Consider the following 20847-nt stretch of genomic DNA (forward strand, 5'->3'; position numbering starts at 1 on the left):
CCCTGGTCCGGCCCGGGTCGCTTGACGAGGGCGACGGACGCGCGGCCCGCTCGCTTACGTGAAGGTGGAGGTGGAGGAGCACGGCTCGCCGGTCATGTGAAGCGGGCGGCGGCCGTGCGCAGGGCCGCGCGGGTCGCCACCAGGGCCGGCCGGCTCAGGCCGTCGTCGCGTACGACGGTGAAGATGCGGCGGCCGACCCCGATGTCGAGCACGTCCACCGAGCTCTCCCGCTCGGGCCCGGCCAGATCGGGCAGCAGCGTGACCGCCTGACCGGCCCCCACCAGGGCCAGCAGGACGAGCAGGTCGGTCGCGCGATGCCGCAGGTCCGGCTGGAAGCCGCCCTTGGCCAGGCAGACCTCGCGCACCAGCCGCTCGTGGCTGGTGCCGCGGTGCCCGCCCGCCCACGTCGCCCCCGCCACGTCGGCCAGTTCCCTGGCCGGATGCCCCCGGGGCACGACGAGGCGGACCCGCTCGGCGTACAGGTCCTCGAAGGTGAGCCCGCGCAGCTCCCGCCGGGGACGGCCGTCGTGGTCGTCGCAGATCGCCAAATCCGTCTCGCGGCGCAGCAGCGCGTCGAGCGCCTGGTCCGACTCCAGCTCGGTGATCTCCCCGCGCACGCCCGGATGGTCCCGCGCCAGCGCGGCCAGGGCGGGCGCGACCAGGTGCACGGCGGCGGTCTGGAACGCCGCGACCCGCACCACCCCGGCGACGGCCCCGGCCGCCGCGGCCATCTCGGCCTCCGCCTGCTCCAGGCGGGCCAGCAGCACTTCGGCGTGCCGGGCCAGCACGTGCCCCGCCTCGGTGAGGCGCAGCCGCCGCCCGTCGCGCTCCAGCAGCCGTACCCCGGCCTCGACCTGCAGCTCGCCGAGCTGATGCGACACCGTGGACGGGCTGTACGACAGCGCCTGCGCGACGGCGGCGATCGTGCCCCGCCGCCGGAACTCGCGCAGTAGCCGTAACCGATGAAGATCCAGCATCAGGGGCATTCTGCCCCCTCGCGCCTCCGTGCGGCTCGGCGGCCGCCGGGATGCCGGCCGCTCGGGCGGTTCGCCGCGTCGATCAGGCACCGCGCAGGTGCCCGTCCGCCTTGCCGATTAGCCACCGCGGGGGTACCGGCCGGCGGGCGGTCCGCTGCGCCGATCAGCGGCCGCCGGGGTGCAGGCCGGCCAGCCAGTCCTCGAACGTCGTCGGCGTGATGCGGGCGTCTTCGCCGGGCAGCAGCACCTCGCCCGCCATCGACGGGTCGAACAGCCCCGACCACGTCGGCACCAGCTTCACCTTCCTGCCCTGCGCCTGGTGGGTGCGCCGGGCCATGTCCACGAGGTCCTGCTGCTCGGGCCCGGCCACGTCGGCGTACCGGCCCTGCGGGGCGCCCACGGCGAGCTCGGCGAGGACGTCGGCCACGTCGGCGGGCGCGATCGGCCGCACGAGCAGCGGCGCGATCTCGGCCACGCCGTCCCGCTCGGTCCAGCTCGCCACCATGGCCGCGAAGTCGTGGAACTGCGTGGCCGGCACGATCGTCCACGGCACCGGGCCGGCGGTGACCAGGCGTTCCTGCTCCCGCTTGCCGGCGTAGTGCGCGTTGCCCTCGATCTTGTGGGCCCCGGCGATCGAGAGCAGCACGTGGTGGCGTACCCCGGCCCGTTGCTCGGCGGCGAGCAGGTTGCGGGTGGTGGTCCCGAAGTAGGCCACCGTCTCCTCCCGGCCGGCCGCCGGGCCGTTGACGACGTCCACGACGGCGTCGGCCCCGGCCAGGACGTCGTCGAGGCCCTCGCCGCTCAGCAGGTCGACGCCGAGCGAGCGGCTGATGGCCACGGTGTCGTGCCCGGCCCGCCCGAGCGCGGCCACGGTGAGCGCTCCGATGTTCCCCGTCGCACCGGCGACTGCGATCCGCATGATGATCTCCCCCTTGCTGGTCGATTGCCTGCCGACCATATCTCGGACTAAACAGATCCTCAATATCTGGGATAATCTGGACGGCGTGAAGCTGCCTGTGAGCACCGAATGGCTGTTGCACTGCGCCACGACGCTGGCGCAGCTCGACCCGGGAGCCACCGCGTCGGCGGCGCAGCTGGCCGACTACTACGACCTGCCCGCCCCCTACCTGGCCAAGCAGCTGCAGGCGCTGGTCAGGGCCGGCGTGCTGGCGGCGACCACCGGGCCGAGAGGCGGCTTCAGGCTCGCCCGGCCGGCTTCCGAGATCACGCTGCTGAGCATCGTCGAGGCGGTCGACGGCGCGGCCTCGCCGTACGAGTGCCGCGAGATCCGCCGGCAAGGGCGGGGCGCGCTGCCACCCGAGGAGTGCGAGCGGATCTGCGTCCTGGCCGCCAAGATGGCCGACGCGCACGCCGCCTGGCGGCGCAGCCTCGATGGCGTCACCCTCGCCGGCATCCTCGGCGAGCTGCCCGACGCGGCCCCGGCCCGCACCCGCGCCCGCCTCGCGGGCATCGCCCGTCCGGCCCCGCCGCGCTGAGGGTCCGTGGTCATAGTGGGGCATCCACGGCTGGAGCGGACTCGATCGGGCCGGGCTAGGGTGCTCGGATGATCGAGATACCCGAGGCGTTCGCCCGCGGCACCGTCGAGCGCGAGGGGCAGCCGGGAGCCGCCTGGCTCGCCGAGCTGCCCGGCGTCGCCGGGCGCCTCTTCGAGCGCTGGGACTGCGTCCAGGAGGGCGAAATCACGCACGGCGCGGTCGGTGTCATCGTGCCGGTGCGGCGGCGGGACGGCGCGAGCGCCGTGATCAAGGTGTCGTTCCCGCATCCGGGCAACGTGCACGAGCCGGACGCGTTCGCGGCGTGGGGCGGACGCGGCGCGGTCCTCCTGTACGAGCGCGCCGACGAACACTTCGCCATGCTGCTCGAACGGGCCGGCACGTCCACGTTGGCGCAGGTCGCGGAGGTCGAGGAGATGGTGACGGTCGCCGGGCGCGTCAACCGGCGCCTGGCCGTCCCCGCGCCACCCGGCCTGCCGCGGCTGCGGGAACGGGCGGGGGAGTGGGAGGAGGAACTGCGTAGGGACGCCGGTGAGCTGGCGCACACGATGCCGCCGTACGTCGTGGACGCTGCCGTGGCGACCGTACGGGAGCTCGGCCGCTTCCAGCCGGACGTCCTCATCCACGGCGACCTGCATCCGAGGAACATCCTGCGCGCAGACCGCGAGCCCTGGCTGGCCGTCGACCCCAGGGGCTACGCCGGGGATCCCGCCTACGACGGCGGCACGCTGCTCAAGTCGCTCGCGCTCCTCCTCCTGGGGGCCGGCGACCTGCGCGCGGCCGTCCTGCGCGCCCTGCACGTCTTCGCCGAGGCCGCCGAACTCGACCGCGACCGCGTGCTGCGATGGGCCCACTTCCATGCCGTGCAGACGGCGTTCTGGGGTCGCCGCCACGGCTACCGCATCGCCAGGAACGGCCCGGGCCTGGACTCCCTCACCGCCCTGGCCGACCACCTGGCCATCCAGCTCACCGATCGCCTCTCCTGATGCTGTGACCGGAAACGATCACCGGGAGACCGTCCCCGCCTGCTGAGTCCCGACGACGAAGAGTTCGTCGCGGCGACGGCAGTTGAAAACGGAAGCGGAGGTCCTTTTCCGTTTCGGGTATAGTCCTCGGCGTAAACCGCACCGCTGGAAGGTTGAGGTCCCCTTGGACACCCGAACCCGCCGTATGCCACTCAACGCGACCTTCGCCGTCCTGGCGGCGTCGGTCGTCGTTTACACCCTGATGCAGTCCCTGCTGACTCCCGTCCTCGCGACGATGGTCACGGTCCTGCACACCACCCAGGGCACCGTCACGTGGGTCCTGACCGCGTACCTGCTGTCGGCCTCCATCTGTACGCCGATCATCGGCCGTGTCGGCGACATCCTGGGCAGGAGAGGTGTCCTCGTCTTCACTCTCCTGGCGTTGTCCCTGGGGTCCCTGCTGGCGGCGCTGGCCACGGACATCACGGTGATGATCATCGCTCGGGTCGTCCAAGGTGTCGGCGCCGGCGCTCTCCCGCTGTCCTTCGGCATCATCCGCGACGAGTTCCCGAAGGGCAGAGTCGCCGGTGCCGTCGGGCTGATCGCCTCGCTGAGCGCGGTCGGCGGGGGTCTCGGCATCGTCCTGGCCGGTCCCATCGTCGACTACCTGGGCTATCGCTGGCTGTTCTGGCTGCCCATGATCGCGACGGTCGCGGCCGCCGCCGCGGCTCACCTGCTCGTGCCGCCATCGCCGGCACGTAGGGGCGGAACGGTGAGCTGGCTGCCCGCGGTCCTGCTCTCGGCCTGGCTGGTGTGCCTGCTGCTGGCGATGAATCAGGCGCCTGCTTGGGGCTGGGGTTCACCGGCTGTCATCGGCCTGCTGACCGGGGCGCTCGTGTTGGGCGGAGCATGGATCGCCGCCGAGCAGCGTGCCGCGACTCCGCTGATCGACCTGCGGATGTTGCGCCTGAAGGCCGTGTGGACCGGCAACCTGGTCGCTCTGCTCACCGGTGCCGCGATGTACGCGGTATTCGCCTTCCTACCGCAGTTCGTCCAGACCTCTCCTTCCGCCGGCTACGGCTTCGGCGCCAGCATCGCCGAGTCCGGTCTGCTGCTCCTGCCCTCGTCGATCACCATGTTCGCGTCGGGCGCGTTCGTCGGCCGCCTTGCCTCGATCATCGGCGCCAAGCGGGTCGTGGTCCTCGGCTGCCTCATCGCCGGCGCCTCCATGGCACTGCTCGCCGTCGCACACGAGCACACGTGGGAGATCTACCTGTCTTCAGCCCTCATCGGAGTCGGACTCGGACTTGTCTACGCGGCGATGTCCGGTCTCGTCGTCGCTGCCGTTCCGCCGTCGCAAACCGGCGTCGCCAGCGGCATGAACGCCAACATCCGAACGATCGGCGGCTCGATCGGCGCGGCCCTGATGGCAAGCGTCGTGACCTCCCACCTGATGCCGAACGGCCTGCCGGAGGGGTCCGGCTATACACTCGGCTTCGCCGCGATGGCGGTGGTACTGGTGGTGGCCGCCGTGGCTGCGCTGCTGATACCCGAAACCCCCGCCACGCAACGGACGGCTCCGATCGAGCCGCCGGTTGAGCAGGGCGAACTGGCAACGCGTGCCGGGGGAACGGACGTCCCCGGCGCGCCGGGAGAGGAGTTCTCGTGCGCCGAGACGCGGCCCGGAACCAGGAGCTGATCCTGCGGACCGCCCATGAGGTGTTCTCCGAGCTGGGAACCGATGTGGGCATGGAAGTCGTCGCCGGCCGTGCGGGCGTCGGCGTCGGCACCGTGTACCGCCATTTCCCGAACAAAGAACTCCTGCTCGACCACCTGGTGGGCACGATGTACGAGAACCTCGTCGCGGCCGCGCAGGGGGCCCTCGCGCGAGGAGACGGAACAGGCTTGGAGGAATTCCTCCGCCTCCTCAGCCGATCTCTGATCGACCACCTCGGCTATTCCGACCGGTTCATCCGTGGCCTGGGACCGGGCGTGGGCGAGCAACTCGACGGCCTGTTCGACCAACTCCTGGCCCAGGCCAAGAAGCATCGCATGATCAACGACAGCACCACGAAGGGCGACCTGCAGATCCTGATCTGGGGGGTGCGCGGTGTCGTCGCCGTGAGCGGCTCCGTCGCCCCCGACGCCTGGGAGCGCTTTCTCGACATCCATCTCGCGGGACTACGCGCATCCCCGTTCCCCAGCGCCCATCCAGGTCCGGACGCCGGACAGATCAGGGAAATGCTGGACGCTCGCGACACGAATTGATGTGAAGGTGGCAGCCAGGCGCCAACCCGGTGATCGTTTCCGGTCACCGCGCTAGGCGGGCCGTCCGGTGAGGTCGGTGACGCGGTGGCGGAGCAGGGGCTCGTGCTCCTCGTCCGTGCACAGCGTAAGCGTCACCCCGGACCCGGCGGCGTCGCCGAACACGGCCAGCAGCGCGGCGAGCTGCTCGGGAGGCTCGCCGGTCAGCAGGTCCTCGGCGTGCTCCACCACCAGCGCGACCGCGCCGAGATCGCGCAGCGCGTCGGTGAGCGCGTCCCAGTTGCGGCCGAAGTAGCCGGGCAGGCGCAGCGCCCGCGCCACCTCCGCGAAGAAGGCGGCGCGGGTCGCGCAGGCCCGCCCGTCCACCACCACGGGCGCCGGGCCGGTGGAGACCGTCAGCCAGGGCGGCAGCGGGCGTGCGGCGGAGCTCATGGCGGTCCTAGAGGCGGTAGAAGTCGGTGTAGTGGTCGGGCGTGAACCACGTCGCGCCCGTGCTCCGGTTCACCACGATCCGGTACGCGTCCCGCGCGCCGCCCCGCGACCGGCTGTAGACGTCGTACTCGTAGTAGGTGGCGCCGGCGGGGAGCTGGCCCTCCCGGTTGTAGAAGCGGCCGCCGGTGTAGTTGTAACGGCCGTCCGGCTGCTTCCGCTATCCACACACAGGGAGCGGGGCATCATGGATGACATGCTCACGACAGCGTACGACGGATGCGGGCGCTGCTTGGTGGGAGTACGACGGCTGAGCAGGAAGACCGACGCTACCAACAGCCCACAGCGCCAGGGAGACCAGATCCTACGGGCCACAACGGACGTCGGAGGGCACATCGTGGCATGGGCGGATGACTGGGAGGTCTCTGGTGCCACGGACCCTCTGACACGGCGGGGGTTCGGGCCGTGGCTGCGGGGGGAGATGGGGCCATACGACGGCATCGCGGCGGCCACCGTCGATCGCGTCGGGCGCAACGTCCGGGACACGTTGAACACGCAGGCTCTATTGACCGGTCAAGATCGCATCATCGTGACGGCCGATCACATCGGGGTGTGGGATTTCAGTGACCCGAACCAGGAAAACGAATGGCTGATAAAGGCGTGGGGATCGCAAATGGAACTCCGTGCGATCCAGAAACGAAACCGCGATGAGGCGGTACGCGCACGCACAGCAGGAGAGCCCAAACAACGCCCGTCGTATGGATACATGTATGTCCGTCTCGCCCCAAAGGCAAAGATCGATCACGTAGCGATCGATCCACTAGCCGCACAGATTATCCGGGAAGTAGCGCAGCGGATTCTGTCGGATGAGACGGGAAAAATCACATGTGCTACAGAGGCGGCACGCTTGACGCGCGAGGGAATTCCCTGCCCGTCCGATCGGCTTCGCCAATTGTATGGGCGTCCGATGAAGGACGGGCCTTGGACTGCGAAAGCTGTCAAGCACATCTTGTGCAGCGAAGCCGCACTTGGGTATCTAATGCACAACGGAAGGCCGGTGATTGGTTCTGACGGTCGGCCAGTTCGCATTGCCGAGCCGCTGTGGGATCGCGCGGTGCATGACGCTCTCGTCGACAAGACTGCGCCGAAACGCGACGGAAGCCGCGCGCCGAAGAGCAAGCAATTGCTGTCAGGTGTCGTTTTCTGCGGTAACTGTGGAGCTCGACTCCACGTCACTGGCCGATACGGATGTATCGCGCGAGTACGTGGGATACCTGCGTCGGCGCATTGCAAGCCCGCCCCCATCATGGGACTCGCGGCATTGGATACCCTCGTAAGCGAATGGTTCCTCGCGCGCTACGGTGCCGGTGAGGTCATGCGAAAAGTCTACGATCCCGGCACCGGACATGCCGCCCAGATCGCGGAGTTGACGGCCACACGCGCGCGGTTGCGTGAGGACCGCCAAGCGGGGCTGTATGACAGTCCAGAGGACGCGGAATGGTACCGCGTTGAATACCGGCGACTCGGGGATGAGATCGCAGAGCTAAAGGCGCTACCGGAACGCAAGCCCGGAATGCGCATGGTGCCTACCGGCAAGTCGATAGGCCAGGAATGGGGCGCGGGAGATTCTGTCAAGCGGCGGGAAATGCTCGCAGAGTTTGAGGTCCGCGTGGTGTTGCACCCGATCGACCACAACCCGCGCGTAGCGATTACCGGCATGGAGATCAGCACGGACGGGATCGAACTAACCGGCTGAGGGGGAAGACATGCTTAGAAACCGCCCGGCACCTATGTAGGTAGGTCCGGGCGGTTTCGTCTTCCCGCGTTCCTCTGACGTGCCGAATGCGGGACTTTCCTTTCTTGAGGCTAGGGCTTCAGGCGGGAGTGAATACGGGAACCAGGTAGCGCACGGTGCGCCCCATGCGGGTGGTCGCTCGCACGTCGCGCATTGATAGCCGCCCCTGCCTCGGCAATTCGGTAATGGGGCATCTCAGTACGGTGGCGACAGGCCACGGCGCATATGCCAAAGCGAGGAGACAAGAATCGGAATGCTGGGTAGCGAGACGACACCATAGCGTTTCGGTGTCAGCCTCCACGATCACGACTGTCAGAGCCGCTTGCGTAATGCGGATCTGCCATTCGTCTTTTGTGGGGGAGTAGATGGTTCCGCCAGAAACGGTGGCTATGGCATGGGCAAGGCGGCGGGATGGGCTAGCGATCTGCCATCCTGCCGCGCCAGTCTCCGCATGGACCCAAGGGTATAGATGTCCATTGCGTAGATTGCGCGCGGGCGTCTCCGCGTGACTGGCCGGGAGTAGCCTCACCTTCTTTCCATCTTCTCGATTCGATACTTTTGATTTGCTCGTCGGGCATCACCTCTTTCCAGCCGAGCGCTCCGAAGCGCTTCCCCTCCTGGCTACTCTCCGTGTTCGTCTCATCGTCTCGTCTCAGTGCGCGTGCGTCGCCTATGTATGCGCAGACGTGCGGGAGAATGAGATATTGAGACGATGAGACGACTACCGAGAGTCGATGACTACGCGGGGTCGGGGTCGAGGCGGGCGCGCCACCGTCCCCGGCTGACTTGACGTACTCTCCCGTCGTTTTCGAGCTGTGACAGTCGCCGGTAAATGGTGGGGCGGCTCATTCCCGTTGCGGTTTTCAGCTCGTCTACAGTTATCCCGTTTTCGGGGGCGTCGTGTAGGACCGTCCACAACACGCTATCGCCGCGTTTGGGCGCGCTTTGGCGGGCGTGCCGTGGCGATGTCCGCCCATCGTCTGTCGGGGTGTCTGCGTACCTCTCAGCCGCTGATGCGGCGGCGTCAAGAGCGGCCAGGGACACCGCGTCGAGGGACGGGCGATGCTCGGCGTGCCGTTCGGCGGTCTCCGCTACCCCCGCGTCGTCGAGGAGGTAGCTGCGGGCCCGGCGGGGGATGTCGTGTTCCGGGGAGCTGATCAGGAACTTGCCGGGGGCGTCCAGCTTGTGCGGATGCCATCCGGCCTTGACCATGCCCTGTCCGAGGATGAGGTCCCCATCACGGGGTTCGCGGACGCGGAAGCACAGTCGGACGTCCATCTGGGAACGGACTGCGCTCTTGCCCATCGCCTCTTTCGAGGGGCGTTGCGTGGCGGCGATCAGGTTGACCGCTGGGGCGCGGCCCCGTCGGGCGATCGAGTCGGCGTAGTTGATCGCGTGGGGTGCCTCGCTGGCCAGTTCGGCGTACTCGTCGATGATGATGATCAGGGCGGGGCGCTCGGGTGACGGCTCCCAGACGCGTTCGCCGCGTCTTGTGAGGTCATCGGCCCGTCCGTCGAGGATGATCACGGCATCAGCCAGCAGCGTTTCTGCCTCCTGTGGTGTGGTGGCCAGGCGGTTGATGCACGATGACCAGGGCAGCAGCTCCATGCCGCGTTTGAGGTCGATCGCCCACAGGATCACGTCTTGGCAGGCAGTCAGGTCCCCCAGCAGGACGTTCACGCCGCCGGACTTGCCCGCTCCGGAGATGCCCGCGAACAGCCCGTGCCGCCGCAGGAAGGGCACACGGACGGGCATGCCGTCCTCGAACAGCCCCAGCTTGACCGGTTGCGTGATCGACGTGATAGTCGGGCCTGGCCAGGCGATGGCGTCGGCGTGCGGGTCGGTCTCGATCACCCGGACGTCGGCGCGGTTGGCCTTCTTGCTGGCCACCGGCTGGACACGCACGCCGCCGCGTGTGGTGCCCAGCGCCGATTCCAGGCGGGGGACCGCCGTGAGGGCATCCTCAACGGTCTGGCCGAGCCCCAGCCCGAGCCGGAAGCGATAGCCCCACAGATCCACGATGGCGGACTGCACGCGCGATCCGGCCAGGCCGACCGCTTGGGCGATGTCCGGCCAGGCGGCCAGCGTGCGTTCTACGCGCACGCGGGCACGCCTGCGACGGTGCGCCCACCAGGGCACCGCCAGTACGAGTGTGCCGATGCCGAGCACGGCAGGTAGGGGCGCGGTGAACGGCCCCTGGTAGGCGGCCAGGGTGAGCCACGTACCGACGAACGCCGTGGTGACGGCGGCGTAGCCGCGTTCGATCGGGCGGGGCAGGTTGACCCACCGGCCCCAGATGGCCACCGCACCCGCCACCAGGACGGCGGCGATGATGACGGTGGGCCACCATTCGGGGAACCAGCGTCGCAGGATCACGCCCGTCACCAGGACAGCGGCGGCGATGGTGAGGGGGGCGAGTTCGGAGCGGTAGCGCCAGACGGCGCGAGCGATGCTGGCGATGACCAGGGGCGCGAAATCAAGGTCCTCGGTGATGAGCGCCATGGGTTCGACGCCGTACCGTCGCATGCGGCGGGCGTTGCGCCGCATCTGGTAGCGGGAGGCGCGATGGCGGTTCATCGGCCGCCGTCCGCCGCGCGTCGGGCGTCGGTGCTGCGCTGGGCGTGCAGCTCGTCACGCACGTAGAACAGCGGGTCGTGCTCGCCCTCGTCGTGGGCGGCCAGGGTGGCGCGGATGGCGGCGATCAGGTTCGCCCGCTGGTAGCGGGCGGTGGACAGTTCAGCGCGCAGACGATCGATGGCGATGATCAGAGCAGGGGTGTCGGCCAGGGCGTCGAAGACGTGACGCCATAGGTCGTCGAGGGCGGGGGCGGACTTGGCGAATGCCGTCAGCAGTTCGGCGGCGGTGGTGTTGCGGGTGGCAGCTCCCTGGAGATCAGCGTGCGGGTAGGGGTGGCGTTGGGTCATTAAGCATCACCTTCTTCGGTTGGCGGACGGGTCACTTGCCGGTGATCCAGCTCAGGGCGGCACCGATCGCGGCGCGGATGTCGGGGGCGAGCGCGGTAGCGGCCAGCAGGAAGCCGAACAGCAGCGCAATGAGCGCGTGCCAGAGCTTCAACCCCAGGTAGCGCCAGGCGATGAACACCAGCACACCGACCACGAGCACCAGCGGGACAGTCACAGACACGGGGACTTCACCTCCTCTTCGAGATCTCGGAGTCCGGCGACGCGCGAGTCAGATGCCGTCATGGCGGGACTTGCGGCGGTGCCAGCGCCAGCGAGCGCGGCACTTGCGGCACCGCTGTGTTCCGGGCGTGGCCGCGCCGCACAGGCACCGGCCAGACTGGAGCGGGAGTGATCGCATCAAAGCTTCACCTCCCCCCGGTGTAGGCGGTCGGCCGGCGGGCGTAGGTGCCGAGCAGCCGGCGGCTCAGGGTTCCGGTTGGGGTGTGGCGGCGGTCCTCCGCACGGATCACGACGACCAGCACGACGAACAGCGCCACCGCGGCGACCGACAGGGCCAGGGCCAGGATCACGACGAACAGGGCGAGGTCCACCGCTCACGCCCCCTCGATCGCGTCGAGGGCGATTACGTCGCGGTAGGACTCCAGCGCGGCGCGGCGGTCCATCGCTGCCTGCGTGATCGCCACGGCCTGGTAGTGAACGCTGCCCAACGCCACACTGGCGACGTGGTGCCCGTGCTGGACCGTGGGCGTGGTGCCCAGCAGGGTGGCGATCCGCTCGACTTCGGCGATCGCTTCAGCCTCGGTGCTGGCGTCGGTGTCGTAGAGCGGGTGGACTGACACTCGCACCGGCCCGTACCGGGGGACCGGTAGTAGCGGGTGGGCGTCGAGGAACGCGGCCAGAGCGCGCAAATTGGCGATCAGTTCGCGGCGATGGTGGTGCTGAGCTGGGCTCATCTAGATCACATCCCTTCCGTTTCCGGTGACCTACGCTGCGAAGGTAGGTTTCGGGGAAGGGCTCAACCCATCACGCGGTGTGATCGTGCGGTGAGATCAAAAACATCCGGCGATGAGATGAGACGGATCCTGCGGTGAGATAAACCCCAGCTCACGGCACATGCGGCATAAGAGGACCCCCGACAGAGTCCCTTGGGAACTGGCACTCTCGCGAGCGCAGAGGAACTCTGCCGGGGGCGATGACGCGACGGTACGGGACGCGGTGGCTAGGTGTGAGCGAGCCGGTCAACCGCACCGTCGCGGGTCAGAATGGCGTCATCAACGGCACGCGCGTTCACGCTCCATCAGGCACCTCTCGGCATGTGACCGGCGGCTTGAGCGACCTGCATCCGCGCCCGTGCACGAGAGTCCAGGTAGATGCGATACAGGGCTTTGGCGGTGTACCCCTCACGGCACTCATCGACATTCAGACCGAAATGATCGAAGAACTGCACCCTGGAAAGGGCAGAGCGTTCTGCGCTGCGCTCTCCGAGGAGGGACGCTTTATGGGCTGTTGGGTGAGCGCGGCTCCAGTTATCTTGCGCCACGCTGATCACGCCCTGTCCAGCACGGTGCGCAGATCCATGTATCGAGCAGCGATTCGACGCGCGGCCCTCTTCGGGTCCGTCGCGGTATGCCAGGCGTAGACGGGGCGATCACGTCGGTTGTTCCAGCCCGCACGCCACCAGAACAGATCACCGTCAGTCCATACGAGCAGATCGCGCCATACCGATACCACGGCCAAGCCGTAGCCGCCATGCACGTCGGCCGCGATCCCGTGCAGGGCCAACTCGCGCTGTAGCTGGTCAGCCACGGTGATGATGGGAGTGAGGCAAGAAGCCTCCCGCGCCCCACTCATGAACTGGCCTCCTCCGCATCGAATTCTCGTCGAGTGACGAATGGGCGGAAGCCAGGCAAACGCGGATCTGTGACTTGCCTCAGATCAGCTCTGACTGTGCGCCGCGAACTGATGTGAGGCTTCCAATCAAACCTGTTACGAAGAATCTCACCGCGATATCTCACGGTGTGATGGACTAGATGGGCTCCACTAGTCCCGCAGAGGCGCGCTACCAGGGGAACGGAACGCCGCCATGACGATGGATCAAGAGCACCTCCGATCGGTGCTTGACGCCGTTTTCGCACGTCAAGATATGGAGGATGCGTGCAAGCGCCGTGATCTCGGCGGTGTGATCCGCATCCTGAACAAGTACGGCGTCACCCAAGGCCAGATCGCGAACCTCACCGGTAGATCCCAAGGGCGCATCAGCGAGTACAAGAGCGGCAAGCGTGTCCCGACCGCAAAGCATACATTTGAGGAGTTTGCTGACGGTTTGGGCATGCCTGGCACCTTGCGACGTCATTTGGGTTTATCGTCCTCTGGCGGCAAGGGAGGTGCGCAGGTCGTCAGCGACGGGGTCCAGATCCCCACGGACACATTCGACCTGCAACTCTTCGCTGAAGCCATCGGGAAAAGGGGAGAGCCGTTGAAGCGTCGCGAATTGCTGGCCATGGTTGCACAACTCGGCACCCAGTCCGCACTAGCTCAAAGTGAGGCGTGGGAAAAAGTCGCTTTTGCTCTTTCAAGGCCGAGCGCCATTGATGAAGCAGTGGTGCGCGAGATGGAGGCGAGAGCCGCCGGTTTTCACCGTCTCGAAGAGATGCTGCCAGCACATACGATTTTCAAGGGCTTGGCGGCCCATCTGAACGAGGTCGGAACAATCCTTAATGGCACAGCCACCGACCCCAAAGACGAGCTTCGCAGGCGCTTGATCGTTGTTGCGGGCGAAAGCAGTGTGCTCGCCGGTTGGATCGCAACAGATCTGGGCAACATATCTGCGGCACGAAACTTCTACGACACCGCAGAGAAGGCTTCAAAGGAGGCCGGTGATCCAGCCATCATCGCGTGCGCGTTTGGGTACAGAAGCTATATTCCCAGCGGCAAAGGAAACCACGGGCGAGCGCGTGCCCTCCTGGCGACTGCACTACAGCACTTGCCTCACGACACGTCGCCCGGAACTACATCATGGCTGGCTGCGAGACATGCCGAAGAGAGCGCAGCACTTGGCGAAACGGAAGCCGCCCTGCGATCATGGAATGAGGCGCGCGAAGCCTTCAATGTCGCCGATCCAGAAGAGGATCGCGTATGGACGAGATTCTTGGACCAGGATCGTTTTGATTCCTTCTACATTTCTACCTACGCCCAAATCGGCCGACTAGATGAAGCGGAAGCGGTAGCGCACGCGATCATTTCGCGACTGCCCGAAGTGGAGAGAAAGCGGGCAGGAATCATACTCGGAGATATCGCGACGGCTCATATCGTGCACGGCTCGGTAACAGAGGCCGCCAGAGCGGCTAGGGAAGGACTCGCTGTCATTCGCGAGACAGAATCCGGAATCTGGCTGCCGCGCTTTCTCGTTCTCGGAGAAGCGCTCCGGCGTTGGCAGACTCAACCGGCTGTCCGAGTCTTTCTAGAGGAGTTGGCTGTTACAAAGCGTCAGTTCTCCGTGTCTCCTCGCTGATCCAGTCGAGATATTCGGTACTTCCCGCAGCGATCTCGGTTGCGACGATTTCTGGCGTCTCATAGCTGTGGTTGGCCTTGATGTGGCTCTCCAACTCGGAGAGCAGGGGTTGTGTGGTCTTAATTACCAACTGCCATTCTTGCTCATCGCGTAGAGAGCCTTGCCACCAGTACAGGGACCGGATCGGCCCGATGATCTGAACGCCAGCAGCGAGGCGCTCCGATGTGATGCTCTGTGCCAGTGCAACGCCCTCATCGGCGCTAGGCACAGTGGTCAGAACCTGCATGTAACCCTTCACAACCCAGTTCCCCTTGAGCCGCAAGGCGGTGATCACTTCAGCCTCTACTGTAGAGGTATCGGCGCGCTGGTCGGGCCAGGGCTGAAGCATTCTCGGCTGGTGGGCCCAAGGGAATCTCAGAAGCAGGTCATGCGCCGAAATCCTCAGGTGACAACCAATGCATACAGTCGCTTCCGGGGTACTGTTCCGGAGGTGCAAGCTTAAAGATTGGTGGCACGGTGAACGCTATGCGCGTACCGCGGGATGTGCTGTCACTGCTCGAAAATTGAGGATGGCTGTCAGACGCTGGAAAGAAGTCGAAAAGAGATGACTTATTCACTCGCATGATACCTCGACCATCGGCTATCACATCCGCTATTTGCATAGCGCGAGCAGATGCGGTCCCGAGGTCGCGCAAGACCAGTTCCAAGTAGTCGGGAAGAAAGGATGAATGAATGATGTCGTAGTAGCGTACATTGCCATCGTCTATCGGGGTCCGTGAGTAATTTTCGAGAGGCGCTTCTGCATCGACTCGGCAAGCACGGACCCATGGTGTACTCAAAAGCTCATGGCTGCTTCCATGCAGATAGACGCCCACCATGGGAGCGTCGATGACGACGAGGCCGATAATGAAGTGAAGAGTGTAATCGGTACGATCTTTCGACGGCTGCAGGATCATTTTAAGATGATCGATAGCTTTCATTAGTGGAAAAGTTATCGACCGGTAAGGTTCTCCGGAGAGTTCGAGCTTGCCTCCACCCTTGCGACTTGCTTTAGCGATAGAGATAGCCAAAGGTGCTGGGGCATTGCAAAATGGAATATTATGGCGCATCAGGGCATCGTGGATGCTCACCTGGAAAAGGGTTCGAGAGTCACGCTTTTCATCTTGCTCGATGAATGCAGTTATATCTAGAGATGGAACTCCGCTAATCTCAGGATAGTAGATAACCTCGGCAGGATAGTTTTCGCGAAGGAAGAAGATATATGGCACTTCACTATGCTTGCATTCGACAAGAAGATTTAGCCATGGGGTGATGCGTGACTCTACAGGCAGGTATCTTGATGGGATGAGTGGTGCGTGGGCGTAAATGTCCAGGGCTCTAGTTTCGCCGCTTTCTGCGTCTACGAATCCCCATTCCTCTTGGATGGAGATATTGTAATCCTTCAGTGATCTATGAATTCTATCGGAGATCGCAGCTTGCAGTGGGTAGCCCGATTTGGCAACTGCCTCGATTATGTCTTCTTCAGTTACTCCGGCGAGGAGTTGCGCGTGTGGCGGAGGCTTCATCGCGTCATGATATATCTTCGATCAATGGCATGCCAAGCGTCGTTTGAAATTCTGAGCTCCAAACCAGATCCATGGTCGAGACTTGTATGCTTTGAAGATTGAGACTCGTGGGGGCCTAGGTTGTGAAGATTATTTGCAGGCCATGACCACGGTGCCGAACGCGCACCTGCCCCGCCTGTAGGCCGTCACCGTATGGCGCTGTCAGCGATAGACGACGGATCCAGTGCGAAGTAGTGTGCTTAGGGGAAGTAGCTGTCGGGCCAGGAGTACCAGCCGGCGGAGGTGGGGAAGCCCTTGCCGGACCAGGTCGCCCTGGCCGAGCGGGCGTCGGAGCAGCGGGAGATCGTACAGGAGCTGTAGACGTCGGCGCCGGCGGGGGCGACGCCGGCCAGGCCGACGAGGGACGACAGGACGGCGAGGACGAGGGCGAACCTGGCCGGCCAGGCGGACCGGGAGCGGGTCGGAACGGGCCGGGCCGGCCGGACTGCGGGGCGGGAGGGCGGCGGAACGGGCACGGGACAACCTCCTTGCGGGGATGTGACCATCATTGTCATGATCTCCGGCCTTGTCCCGTCAGACATAGACGAAGTGTGCCAAGGATCGGTGAACACTTCGCGCACGGCCCTCCCCGCCCGAGCCTCATCGCCGTCTTGGTGTTCGCCTCGCCGGGAAGCCGTCATGGGATGGTCAGGCCGGCCCAGTCAAGCTGGCATCGTGGAGTCGGCGCCCAGGCAGACGAAACCGGCCGCGACCGCGTACGCCTCCAGGTTGTCCCTGGCCACCTGCTGTTGCGCCTGGGCGAGCGCCGAGGCGGTGGAGTGGCCGGCGGCCAGCAGTTTGTGCAGCGCGATCATGAGGGTGGTGCTCTCGGTGTCGAGGATCGACAGGACCGGCGCCACGATCGTCCGGGTGCCCAGGGCCAGGAACGTGGCGCTGAGGCCGAGCAGCTCGTCGCCGGGCCGGACGACGAAGCGCCCGGTGTCGCAGGCCGCCAGGACCACGATCTCCGGCGCCCGGCGCAGGCGTTCGAGGTCGTAGACGGTGAGCGGGCCGTCGGCCAGGCGCAGGGAGGAGAACAGCGGGTTGCTCGGGTGGATGCGGCCGTGCGCGGCGACGTGAGCCAGGGCGGCGCCGTCCAGGTCGGCCAGCACCGCCTCCGCGCCGGCGGCGTCGTCCACCAGGGCCGGCACCGCGTGGATCGAGGCGACCCCCTCCGCCTCCGAGCGGGCGCCCGGCAGCCCGGGACCGGCGGCCACCACCACCCGGGCGTCCCCGGTCCGGGCGTGGCCCGCCTGGCTGCCGGCGTACCAGAGGGTCGCCGAAGGGGACACGCAGATCGCGCGGCCCGCGCAGGACGGGAGCAGCGACCAGGGCAGGGCCTGGATGGGGCCGCTCGGGACCAGCACGAGGGGCCGGTCGCGCAGGTCGGCGGCGAGCGGCCGCAGGAGCAGCGCGTCCAGCTTGGCGACGGTGTCGCGCAGGAGGTTGAGCGCGGCGGCCTGGCTGCCCGGCACCGAGGTACGCCGGGCCAGCCGCCGCAGCGCGAACGGCACCCGGTCGACGAGCGTGCGCACGGCCGCCAGCGGCCCCAGCGCGTGCAGCCTGCTCCGCCCGCCGGCCACGGTGATCGCATGCAGCACGTCGTCCACCTGCACGAACTCCACCAGCGCCTGCTCACCGAGCGCCTCCGCCACCTGCCGCAACGGAACAGGCCCGGTGGGGCCGGACCCGGTGGGGCCGGGTTCGGCGGGGATGGGCGTGGGAGGGGCGGGCTCGGCGGGGACGGGTTCGGTGGGGGTCTTCTTCTGGCGGCGGCAGTGGTCGCGGATCTCGCGCTCCAGGGTGATCTGCCGCTCCACCAGCGCCCCGGTGTCCTCCCCGGCCGTCCGGCTCTCGTCGATCCTGGCGACCGTGAGGCGGAGCTGCGCGAGCGCCTCCGCCAGGTGCCGGTCGTGGGCGGGTCTGGCCGGCCGCATCAGCAGGTGGCGGGCGCGGCCCCGTTCCGCCCAGGTCAGGACGTCGGCGGGGACGCCGTCCCGCAGCGCCAGCCGCAACCCCAGCTCGGCCACCTCCACCCGCGACTCGGACGCGTGCGCCCGCAGGTCGGTCGCCCCCAGCGTGGCGCGGTGCTCGTCGTGCAGGCGTAACGCCGTGCGGATCGCGCTACGGGCGCCGCGGACGTTGCCCCTGGCCAGCCGGAGCAGCGCCGCCGCGTGCCAGGCGTGGATGCGTTCGCCGGCCGGGCCCCGGTGGCGGCGCCGCGCGGCGATCTCCCACTGCCGCTCCGCCCGCGCGGGCCGGCCGGCGTCCACGGCCAGCCGCGCGGCGATCATCCGCGCCTCCACCTCGGAGGCGGGCCAGCCGGTCTCGGCCAGCTCAGCGGCGCACTCCTCCATCTGACGCCCGCTCACCCGCCCGCCCCGTCCGCCGGCGGAGACGGGGCGATCGTCCGCGCTCATCGCCGCCAGGGACCTCAGCGCCACGAAGCGCGCCACCGCCACCCACTCGCGGCGGTGCTGGCGGCCGAAGGCGAGCGCCGCGCGGCGGGCCTCGCGTACCGCCTCCTCATGATCGCGTACGAGATAGGCCGTGCGGGCCAGCAGCAGCCGCGCCTCGGGCAGCCCCACCTTGCGCCCGCGGCGCTCGAACTCCTGCACGGTCTCCTCGGCCGCCTCCCTGGCCTCGGCGATCAGCCCGGCCGAGAGCAGCAGCTCCGTGCGGTCGGCCAGGGTCCAGCACAGCTGGTGGGTGTCGAGGGTACGGAAGCGCTCCTCGGCCTGGTCGAGGTAGCGCAGCGCGGCCGGCACCTCGCCGCGCAGGGCGTTGAGCCAGCCGAGGTTCTGCCACACGACGGCCAGCGACAGACCGAGATCGAGCCGCCGGCACAGCCGTTCCGCCTCCTGGAAGTCGCTCTCCGCGGCGGCGAACTCGTGCCGGTAGCCGTGCACGATGCCCCGGTTCGACAGGACCCGCTGCAGCCAGAGATGATCGCCCGCCCGGCTCAGGACCGGAACGGCCAGCCGGTAGGAGGCCAGCGCGTCCTCGGGACGGCGCAGATGGTTGAAGATCACCGCCCGCTGCGCCTCCGCCCTGGCCCGGCCGGCGCCGTGCAGGTCGGGCAGCGCCAGCTCCACCTCGGAGATCGCCTGCTCCATCCGCCCCTGGACGCACCGGACGAACGCCAGCCGCAGCCGCGCCTCGGCGGCCAGCTCGGGGGAGCCGGCGCGCACGGCGAGCCGGATCGCGTCCCGCAGGTGCCGCTCGGCGGTGCGCAGGTCCGTCACGTGCAGCGCGGCGATGCCCAGGGCGCGGTGGGCGGACGAGCCGAGCTCCAGGTCGCCTCCGGTACGCGCCCGGCGGGCGACCTCCGTGGCCAGCTCCGTCAACCGCGCGGGATCGGCCTCGGCCAGCCTGAGCAACTCGGTGGCGAGATCAGGGGGGCTCTGACTCACCTTGGTGAGTGTGCCGTGAAAACCGTGCTTTGTGATGTATCAACCCGGCAACAACTCCTCTCTGTATTTCGGCGCGCGCTTTCACCACCCCAGCGAAGGAGGAAGCGATGACGACCGGTCAGTACGGTGTGGTCCGGCGCAGGATCGAGGCGTTCTACCCCGATCAGATCGTCGTCGATCTGAAGGACGAGGCTCTCGTCCGGCACGAGCTGTCCGGCCTCGGCATCAAGGTGGAGCCGATCGAGAGCAGCAAGGGCCTCGGGCTGAACCTGTACGGGCTGGTCGGCGTGGCCGAGGCGGTCACCCGGCTCGGCGGCGACCTCGAACAGCGGGTCAGGGCGCGGGCCGCGGGCGGCTACGAGCCGGGGGAGGCACCCACGCCGCTGGATCTGCTGCTGTTCCACCTGCGGGAGAGCTCGGCCGCCAAGCACGCCGGTTACCAGCCGATCGTGGCCAAGAACCGGGTCTACGAGAACATCGAGGGCTCGCCGTACAGCGGGGGGAGCGCGGGAGACCCCAAACCGGCCGCGGCGTTCGACCTTCCCGCGCGTTCCGACAGCTCCAGGCGGCGGCCGCGGATCGGCGTCTTCGACACGCCGCTGCACCCGCACGAGGCGCTGGCGGGCCGCTACGTCATCGACTCCCCGCGAGCGCTGCTGAGCCCGCGTTCCGAGTGGGTCTCCTTCAGCGGGCACGCCGTCTTCGTCGCCTCGGTGGCGGCGCGGCAGGCGCCCGACGCCGACTTCGTCGTCTACCCGGTGCTGGACGCCGAGCGGCTCGTCACGACCTCGTGGACGCTGGCCACCCGGCTGGTGGAGAGCCTGGACGACGACCTCGACCTCATGATCATCGCGCTGGGCAGCGCGGCGGCGGACGGGCGTGAGCCGCTGACCCTGGCGCGTGCCTGCGAGCGTACGTCCGGCGTGGTCAAGGTGGCCGCGCTGGGCAACCACGGCCAGGCGAAGGAGCGGGCGCCCGCCGGCGCCGTCTTCTCCGACCTGCCGTCGAACATCCCGATGTGGCCCGCCGCCAGCTCCACGGTGATCGCGGTCGGGGCGAAGGACAAGGACGGCCTGCCGGCCTACTTCTCGCCCACGCCGGAGGAGGCCCCGTGGACCGACTGCCTGGCGCCGGGCGTCGATCTGCCCGGGCTGTACCTGCCGGGACTGGTCCGGATGGCCGATCTGCACGTACCGTCCGGCAAGGTCGTCGTGAGCGACCGGCACGCGACCTTCCCGCACCCCGGCCACGCCACCTGGAGCGGCAGCTCTTTCGCGGCCGCGTACACCGCCGGCTACCTGGCCCATCAGGCCTGCACGCAGGGGATCGGCGCGGGGGAGGCGGCGGATCGGTTGCTGAGCGGGCAAGGTGTGGTCAAGCTGGACGGGTTCGCCGAGAGTGGCATCGAGGTGGTCCGGCCCAGGAGGGGCTGACCGGTGCGCCGGCACAG

20 protein-coding genes and 1 pseudogene are annotated in these 20847 nt (G+C 67.7%); 7 read left to right on the top strand and 14 right to left on the bottom strand.

All coding sequences use genetic code 11. The annotated features are described in order from the left end of the window. Positions 1-92: 92 nt before the first annotated feature. Both OIE67_RS13605 and OIE67_RS13610 read right to left on the bottom strand, forming a co-directional pair. On the bottom strand, positions 93-977 hold the full coding sequence (locus tag OIE67_RS13605) for a LysR family transcriptional regulator (RefSeq protein ID WP_326640110.1): 885 nt from the start codon (positions 975-977) through the stop codon (positions 93-95). A 163-nt stretch (positions 978-1140) separates the two neighbouring features. Further along, complete coding sequence (locus OIE67_RS13610; RefSeq protein WP_326640112.1) at positions 1141-1896, bottom strand: SDR family oxidoreductase; 756 nt, start codon at positions 1894-1896, stop codon at positions 1141-1143. Positions 1897-1981: 85 nt separating this feature from the next. On the opposite strand from OIE67_RS13610, the gene OIE67_RS13615 reads away from it, so the two are divergent. The 4 genes from OIE67_RS13615 (at position 1982) to OIE67_RS13630 (ending at position 5724) form a co-directional block, all read left to right on the top strand. After that, the gene (locus OIE67_RS13615; RefSeq protein ID WP_326640115.1) at positions 1982-2473 is read left to right on the top strand and encodes an RrF2 family transcriptional regulator; all 492 of its coding nucleotides are present in this window, start codon (positions 1982-1984) and stop codon (positions 2471-2473) included. A 68-nt stretch (positions 2474-2541) separates the two neighbouring features. Further along, positions 2542-3477 (top strand): aminoglycoside phosphotransferase family protein, encoded by a 936-nt coding sequence (locus OIE67_RS13620; RefSeq protein WP_326640117.1) that lies wholly within the window; start codon positions 2542-2544, stop codon positions 3475-3477. Positions 3478-3640: 163 nt separating this feature from the next. Beyond that, entirely contained in the window at positions 3641-5155 is a 1515-nt protein-coding gene (locus OIE67_RS13625; protein WP_326640119.1) for an MFS transporter, read from the top strand. After that, positions 5122-5724 carry a TetR/AcrR family transcriptional regulator gene (locus OIE67_RS13630; RefSeq protein ID WP_326640121.1) on the top strand — a complete coding sequence of 201 codons (603 nt, stop codon included), beginning with the start codon at positions 5122-5124 and terminating at the stop codon, positions 5722-5724. Before OIE67_RS13625 ends, OIE67_RS13630 begins: the two co-directional genes overlap by 34 nt. 51 nt (positions 5725-5775) lie before the next feature. On the opposite strand, the gene OIE67_RS13635 is transcribed toward OIE67_RS13630, so the two are convergent. After that, positions 5776-6153, bottom strand: a complete 378-nt coding sequence (locus tag OIE67_RS13635) for a barstar family protein (RefSeq protein ID WP_326640123.1) — start codon at positions 6151-6153, stop codon at positions 5776-5778. Between the two features lie 7 nt (positions 6154-6160). Next, positions 6161-6343: pseudogene (locus tag OIE67_RS55420) on the bottom strand (ribonuclease domain-containing protein); the annotation flags it as partial. A 63-nt stretch (positions 6344-6406) separates the two neighbouring features. Between OIE67_RS55420 and OIE67_RS13640 the strand changes: the two are divergent. Further along, on the top strand, positions 6407-7906 hold the full coding sequence (locus OIE67_RS13640) for a recombinase family protein (protein WP_326645349.1): 1500 nt from the start codon (positions 6407-6409) through the stop codon (positions 7904-7906). A 777-nt stretch (positions 7907-8683) separates the two neighbouring features. Here the strand turns inward: OIE67_RS13640 and OIE67_RS13645 are convergent. The 6 genes from OIE67_RS13645 to OIE67_RS13670 form a co-directional block, all read right to left on the bottom strand. Next, positions 8684-10522: a cell division protein FtsK gene (locus OIE67_RS13645; RefSeq protein WP_326640125.1), complete on the bottom strand. Its 1839-nt coding sequence runs from the start codon at positions 10520-10522 to the stop codon at positions 8684-8686. Continuing rightward, entirely contained in the window at positions 10519-10869 is a 351-nt protein-coding gene (locus OIE67_RS13650) for a hypothetical protein (RefSeq protein ID WP_326640127.1), read from the bottom strand. The genes OIE67_RS13645 and OIE67_RS13650 overlap by 4 nt, the downstream gene beginning before the upstream one ends. A 31-nt stretch (positions 10870-10900) precedes the next feature. Next, positions 10901-11089 carry a hypothetical protein gene (locus OIE67_RS13655; protein ID WP_326640129.1) on the bottom strand — a complete coding sequence of 63 codons (189 nt, stop codon included), beginning with the start codon at positions 11087-11089 and terminating at the stop codon, positions 10901-10903. A gap of 184 nt (positions 11090-11273) precedes the next feature. Beyond that, positions 11274-11459: a hypothetical protein gene (locus OIE67_RS13660; protein WP_326640131.1), complete on the bottom strand. Its 186-nt coding sequence runs from the start codon at positions 11457-11459 to the stop codon at positions 11274-11276. A 3-nt stretch (positions 11460-11462) separates the two neighbouring features. After that, positions 11463-11822 carry a hypothetical protein gene (locus OIE67_RS13665; RefSeq protein WP_326640133.1) on the bottom strand — a complete coding sequence of 120 codons (360 nt, stop codon included), beginning with the start codon at positions 11820-11822 and terminating at the stop codon, positions 11463-11465. Positions 11823-12414: 592 nt separating this feature from the next. Next, positions 12415-12675, bottom strand: a complete 261-nt coding sequence (locus OIE67_RS13670; RefSeq protein ID WP_326640135.1) for a hypothetical protein — start codon at positions 12673-12675, stop codon at positions 12415-12417. 277 nt (positions 12676-12952) lie between these two features. Between OIE67_RS13670 and OIE67_RS13675 the strand changes: the two genes are divergently transcribed. Beyond that, on the top strand, positions 12953-14380 hold the full coding sequence (locus tag OIE67_RS13675) for a helix-turn-helix domain-containing protein (RefSeq protein WP_326640136.1): 1428 nt from the start codon (positions 12953-12955) through the stop codon (positions 14378-14380). Here OIE67_RS13675 and cutA read toward each other — a convergent pair. The 4 genes from cutA to OIE67_RS13695 form a co-directional block, all read right to left on the bottom strand. After that, positions 14346-14768, bottom strand: a complete 423-nt coding sequence (cutA, locus tag OIE67_RS13680) for a divalent-cation tolerance protein CutA (RefSeq protein ID WP_326640138.1) — start codon at positions 14766-14768, stop codon at positions 14346-14348. The genes OIE67_RS13675 and cutA overlap by 35 nt on opposite strands. 37 nt (positions 14769-14805) lie before the next feature. Next, positions 14806-15945 (bottom strand): hypothetical protein, encoded by a 1140-nt coding sequence (locus tag OIE67_RS13685; protein ID WP_326640140.1) that lies wholly within the window; start codon positions 15943-15945, stop codon positions 14806-14808. A 239-nt stretch (positions 15946-16184) separates the two neighbouring features. Further along, entirely contained in the window at positions 16185-16460 is a 276-nt protein-coding gene (locus OIE67_RS13690) for a hypothetical protein (protein WP_326640142.1), read from the bottom strand. Positions 16461-16646: 186 nt separating this feature from the next. Next, positions 16647-19397 (bottom strand): CHAT domain-containing protein, encoded by a 2751-nt coding sequence (locus tag OIE67_RS13695; RefSeq protein ID WP_326640144.1) that lies wholly within the window; start codon positions 19395-19397, stop codon positions 16647-16649. A gap of 107 nt (positions 19398-19504) precedes the next feature. Here OIE67_RS13695 and OIE67_RS13700 point away from each other — a divergent pair, with 107 nt between their 5' ends. Further along, complete coding sequence (locus OIE67_RS13700) at positions 19505-20830, top strand: S8/S53 family peptidase (protein ID WP_326640146.1); 1326 nt, start codon at positions 19505-19507, stop codon at positions 20828-20830. The last annotated feature ends 17 nt before the right edge of the window (positions 20831-20847 follow it).

Origin of the sequence: Nonomuraea fuscirosea, assembly GCF_035917475.1 — a bacterium.
Lineage (GTDB): Bacteria > Actinomycetota > Actinomycetes > Streptosporangiales > Streptosporangiaceae > Nonomuraea > Nonomuraea fuscirosea.